Source organism: Herbaspirillum sp. B65, assembly GCF_000333555.1.
GTDB classification, from domain to species: Bacteria; Pseudomonadota; Gammaproteobacteria; order Burkholderiales; family Burkholderiaceae_D; genus Herbaspirillum; species Herbaspirillum rubrisubalbicans.
On record NZ_BADI01000773.1, the window covers coordinates 1 to 5,815 of the forward strand.

5 protein-coding genes are annotated in these 5,815 nt (G+C 62.9%); all 5 read left to right on the plus strand.

The window, feature by feature from the left end:
- Window positions 1-261: 261 nt before the first annotated feature.
- On the plus strand, window positions 262-1,614 hold the full coding sequence (locus I5W_RS18185; protein ID WP_017453796.1) for a GntP family permease: 1,353 nt from the start codon (window positions 262-264) through the stop codon (window positions 1,612-1,614).
- Between the two features lie 58 nt (window positions 1,615-1,672).
- Entirely contained in the window at window positions 1,673-3,226 is a 1,554-nt protein-coding gene (gene gntK / locus I5W_RS18190) for a gluconokinase (RefSeq protein WP_044530283.1), read from the plus strand.
- A 71-nt stretch (window positions 3,227-3,297) separates the two neighbouring features.
- A complete protein-coding gene (locus I5W_RS18195; RefSeq protein WP_017454860.1) occupies window positions 3,298-4,092 on the plus strand; it encodes a glucose 1-dehydrogenase in 795 nt (264 codons plus the stop codon).
- Window positions 4,093-4,120: 28 nt separating this feature from the next.
- Window positions 4,121-5,158 carry an L-idonate 5-dehydrogenase gene (locus I5W_RS18200; RefSeq protein ID WP_044530284.1) on the plus strand — a complete coding sequence of 346 codons (1,038 nt, stop codon included), beginning with the start codon at window positions 4,121-4,123 and terminating at the stop codon, window positions 5,156-5,158.
- 222 nt (window positions 5,159-5,380) lie between these two features.
- A partial coding sequence (locus tag I5W_RS18205) for an MCP four helix bundle domain-containing protein (RefSeq protein WP_252717100.1) occupies window positions 5,381-5,815 on the plus strand: 435 nt, incomplete at its 3' end.

The window sequence follows — 5,815 nt, forward strand, 5'->3', positions numbered from 1 at the left end:
CAGTGTTTGACCGTGCAAATGTTAGCGTTATCATCGCGCCGCATGTTAACGCTAACATCCGAACCTCCGGGCACACGGAGGCGGTGCTGGTCGCGACATACCACACTCAGGACAATCAGATAACACTACGCAGATAGTGCAGGTGTTCGTGCCGCCCAGGCCGGCCCGCAGGAGACGTTCGCCCCTGGCATCGCTGCGGGCCGCGTGGCTGCGGTCTTGCCGCTGGCCGCACGGCATCGGCTATCGGCAATCGGAGATCCCATGCTGGGAATGAGCCACGACGCCACCTTGCTGTTCAATGCAGTCATCGCGATCCTCGCGCTGATCCTGATGATCACGCGCTTGCGCATCCATCCTTTTATCGCCCTGACCATCACGTCGGGCTTGCTTGGACTGATCTCGGGGATGCCCTTGCCCAAGATCGTCAAGTCCTTCCAGGACGGCTTCGGCGGCGTGCTCGGTTTCGTGGGCATCGTGCTGGGCCTGGGGACCATGCTGGGCAAGCTCATGGCCGAGTCCGGCGGAGCCGACCAGATTGCGCAGACGCTGGTGCGCGCCTTCGGCCGCGAGCGGGTGCACTGGGCCATGATGATGGGCGCCTTCCTGGTGGGCATTCCCTTGTTCTTCGAGATCGGCTTCGTGCTCCTGATCCCGCTGGTGTTCATCGTGGCGCGTCGCTCGGGCGTGCCGCTGTTCAAGATCGGGATGCCCATGCTGGCCAGCCTGTCGGTGATGCACGGCCTGGTGCCGCCGCATCCGGGGCCGCTGTTGGCCATCGGCATCTTCGGTGCCGACATTGGCAAGACCATCTTCTATGGATTGCTGGTGGGCCTGCCCACGGTCATCATTGCCGGTCCCCTGTTCGGCGCCTTCATCTCGCGTTACGTCGACATCAAACCGTCCGAGGAATTGATGGCGCAACTGGCGCGTGAACCGCAGACCACCAATCTGCCGGGCTTCACCACGACGTTGGTGACGGTGCTGGCGCCGGTGTTCCTGATGCTGTTGAAGACCTTGGTCGATGTCACCCTGCCTGACGGCCACCCCCTGCGCGACTTGATGGACTTCATCGGCAACCCCATCGTGGCTCTGCTGGCCGCACTCCTGCTGGCGATCTGGACCTTTGGCATCGCCCGTGGCTTCAGCCGCCAGCAAGTGCTCAAGTTCGTTGACCAGAGCCTGGCGCCGACTGCGGCCATCGTGCTCATCATCGGCGCCGGTGGCGGCTTCAAGCAGATGCTGGTCAATTCCGGCGTGGGCACGTCCATCGGCCAACTGGCTGTCCATGCGCAGATCTCGCCGTTGCTGCTGGCCTGGTTCGTGGCCGGCGTGATTCGTGTGGCGACCGGTTCGGCCACGGTGGCCACCATCACCGGGGCCGGTATCGTGGCGCCGCTGGTGGCGCTGATCCCCGGTACCAACAAGGAATTGCTGGTGCTGGCCACCGGCGCCGGTTCGCTGATCCTGTCGCACGTCAACGATGCCGGCTTCTGGCTGGTCAAGGAATACTTCAACATGAGCGTCGGTGAGACCTTCAAGACCTGGACGGTGATGGAAACCCTGATCTCGGTTGTTGCTATCATCTTCATCATGTTGCTCAACCTGGTCGTCTAAGACCCCGCAACGCCCGGCTGGTCCGGGCGTCTTGCTTTGCCTGATAAGGAAAATTCACATGTCCTCTTGCGCCCGCTACATGCTCGGTGTCGATATCGGTACCACCAGCACCAAGACCGTCGTCTTCACGCTCGACGGCAAGGTGCTTGCCCAGTATGCAGAGGAATATCCGGTGATCTGCACCGAACCGGGCATGGCGGAACAGGACCCGGATCAGATCGTGGCGGCTGCGCTGGCCTCCATTGGCGGCGCGGTCAAGGCCGCCAAGGCGTTGCCCGAGGATATCGCGCTGCTTTCCTTCAGCGCGGCCATGCATAGCGTCATCGCGCTGGACGCCGACAACCGGCTGCTGTGCAACAGCATCACCTGGGGCGATATCCGCGCCTCGGTGTGGGCCGAGCGCATCAAGCACGAGCACGATGGCAATGCCATCTATCGCCGCACCGGTACGCCCATCCATCCGATGTCGCCGCTGTGCAAGCTGATGTGGCTGCGTCATGAAAAGCCGGAAGTCTTCCAGCGGGCGGCCCGCTTCGTGGGCATCAAGGAATATCTGCTGTACCAGTTGTTCGGTCAATGGGTGGTGGATCACTCCATCGCCTCGGCCACCGGCATGTTCAACCTGCGCGAGCTGGCCTGGGACCAGGGGGCGCTGGCACTGCTGGGCGTCAAGCCCGAGCAATTGCCCACGCCAGTGCCCACCACCCACCGGCTGCCGGCGCTTTCGCCCGAGATGGCGCAGCGCCTGGGCCTGGCGGTCGATACCCCCTTCATCATCGGCGCCAACGATGGCGTGCTCTCCAACCTGGGCGTCAACGCCATCGAGGTCGGTCACGTGGCGGTGACCATCGGCACCTCCGGCGCCATGCGCACCGTCATCGATGAACCGCTGACCGATCCGCATGGTCGCCTGTTCTGCTATGCCTTGACCGAAAAGCACTGGGTGGTGGGCGGACCGGTCAACAATGGCGGCAACATCTTCCGTTGGGTGCGCGATGAACTGGCGACCGCGGAAGCGGCCGCAGCGCGCGAGGAGGGTGTCGATCCCTATGAGGCCCTGACCCGTATCGCCGAGCAGGTGCGGCCCGGCGCGGAGGGCTTGCTGTTCCATCCCTTCATGGCCGGTGAGCGTGCGCCGCTGTGGAATGCCGACCTGCGCGGTTCCTTCTTCGGCCTGGCCCTGCATCACGGCAAGCACCACATGATCCGCGCTGCACTGGAAGGCGTGATCTTCAATCTCTACAGCATCCTGCCGGCACTGGAAGAGCTGGTCGGTCCCACCAAACGCATGATGGCCACCGGCGGCTTCGCTCGCTCGGCGCTGTGGCGCCAGATGATGGCCGACATCTTCAACCGTGAAGTGGTGGTGCCGGAAAGCGTGGAATCGTCTTGCCTGGGCGCCGCCGTGCTGGGGGCCTGGGCATTGGGCCTGGTGCCGTCGCTGTCGGTGATCTCGGGCATGGTCGGTTCCACCAATCACCATACCCCCGAGGCTGACGCGGTGGCCGTCTATGGTCGCCTGCAACCCATCTTTGCAGCCATTCCGGCCAAGCTGGAGGCGGAGTATCACGCCATCGCCGCGTTCCAGCGCGAGACCGGAAGGCCGCACTGAGTCCTGTTTTGCGCCCGTGCGGGCAAGGCAGGGTTTGACAATGAAATTTCCGACAAGAAGAAAGACACCTCATGACCATCAAGACCACCCCCTTGCCCGCAGGATTGCAGGGCTTTTCCCTGGAAGGTAGGCTGGCCCTCATCACCGGTTCTTCCGGTGGCATCGGCCTGGCGCTGGCGCGCGGCATGGCGCAAGCGGGCGCGGCCATCGTGCTCAACGGGCGCGATGCCGGCAAGCTCGCCAAGGTTGCCGCGCAACTGCGGGCCGAGGGACATACCATCCATGAATCCAGCTTCGATGCAACCTCCGCCGAAGACGTGAAGGCCGCGGTGCAGAAGATCGAAAGCGAGATCGGCGCCATCGACATCCTGGTCAACAATGCCGGCATCCAGCGCCGCAATCCGCTGGAAGAGTTCAAGGAATCGGACTGGCACGACCTCATCAATACCAACTTGAACAGCGTCTTCTATGCCGCCCAGGCGGTAGCCCGCCACATGATCCCGCGTGGCGCCGGCAAGATCATCAACATCTGCTCGGTACAGAGCGAACTGGGTCGCCCAGGTATTGCACCCTATACCGCCACCAAGGGCGCGGTGAAGATGTTCACCAAGGGCATGGCCATCGACTGGGGCAAGTACGGCATCCAGGTCAATGGCCTGGGGCCGGGCTACTTCAAGACTGAGATGAACATGGCCCTGGTCAATGATGCCAAATTCACCGACTGGCTGGTGGGCCGCACGCCGTCGCGCCGCTGGGGTGACGTCGAAGACCTGGTGGGCGCAGCTGTATTCCTGGCCAGCGATGCCTCGCGCTTTGTCAATGGCCATATCCTCTACGTGGATGGCGGTGTGACCGCGACCTTGTAAATCATTTACCTCATTTTCGGAGAAGACCATGCAACAAGGCCTCGTCATCCATGCGCCGCACGACCTGCGCATCGAACCACTCGATACCGGCGCGCTGCAGCCGCAACAACTGAAGGTCAAGGTCAAGGCCGGCGGCATCTGTGGCTCGGACCTGCACTACTATCACCACGGCGGTTTCGGCGTGGTACGCATCAAGGAGCCGATGGTGCTGGGCCATGAAGTGTCGGGCCAGATCGCCGAAGTGGGTTCGGCCATCACCGACATCGCTCCTGGCACGCGTATCGCCATTTCTCCCAGCCGCCCCTGTGGCCTGTGCAAATACTGCCAGGAAGGCAAGCAGAACCACTGCCTGGACATGCGCTTCTACGGCAGCGCCATGCGCACCCCGCACGTGCAGGGCGCGTTCCGCCAGGAAATCATCATCGAACGTTCGCAAGCCCACATCGTGGCCGACCACGTCAGCGATGGCGAAGCCGCCATGGCCGAACCATTGTCGGTAGCGCTGCACGCGGTGCGTCGCGCTGGTCCATTGGTGGGCAAGCGGGTGCTGGTGACCGGCTGTGGCCCGATCGGCGCGCTGGTCGTGGTGGCGGCGCGCCGCGCCGGGGCGCTGGAAGTGGTGGTCACCGATGTGGCCAGGATGCCGCTGGAAACCGCGCTCAAGGTCGGTGCCGACCGTGCCATCAACATGGCCGAGACCCCCGATGCGCTCAAGGCGTATGCCGCCGACAAGGGGACCTTCGATGTGCTCTTCGAGGCCAGCGGCAACGAACGGGCCCTGGTCGGTGCGCTGGAAGCCTTGCGTCCGCAAGCCATCATCGTGCAGGTCGGCCTGGGTGGGGATATCCAGTTCCCGGCCAACCTGCTGGTGGGCAAGGAGCTGGACTGGCGCGGCGCTTTCCGCTTCCACGAAGAGTTCGCCATGGCGGTGGAATTGATGAACCGCAAGCTGGTGGATGTGAAGCCGTTGATCTCGGCTACCTATCCGATTTCCCAGGCGGTGGAAGCCTTCGAGATCGCTGGCGACCGCTCACAGATGATGAAGGTACAGATCAGCTTCGACTGAAAATACTGGGACGGGGCGGGTAATCGCCTCATACCAGCGATCAGGAATGCCGTCCCGCACCTTGCCGGACGGCATTCTGTCTTTATCGCCTTGCAGGAATGCCGCGCATCGATTGACAAGCTCTGCTGCGCGCTATAAGTTGCTTGCCATTACTTGGCGTCCTTGCAACAACACCGATGCCATCCTGAATGTACCGCGCTGTACCTCTGGGGGGAGGAATTCATGTCCAGGCCTGGGTTTCGCACGTTGACCGTGGGTCAGCGTTTGTTCGTGCTGATCCTGTTGGCCATGCTGGGTCTGGTCGCCACGGCCGTCGTCAGTATGCGCCAGATCGAGAACGTCTTTCAGGCCGCCAGCTATGCCCAGGCCAGGACCGTGCCCAGCGTGACCACGCTGGATGATGCGCTGGGCGCTTTCAATGCCATCCAGGGGCGGGTCTACAACTATCTCACCAATCCCGATGCCAATGACCGCGGCCGCCTGATGCAGGAGATGGGCGTGCACCGCGCACGCATGAACAAGCAGCTCAAGACCTATACCGAGGTACATGTTTCCGACGATGCCGACCGCGCCATGCTGGCCGATGACTATGCCCACATTGCCACCTTCGAGGAAGTGGTGCAGCGCCTGCTCGGGCTGGCCGGCAAGAGCAGAGGC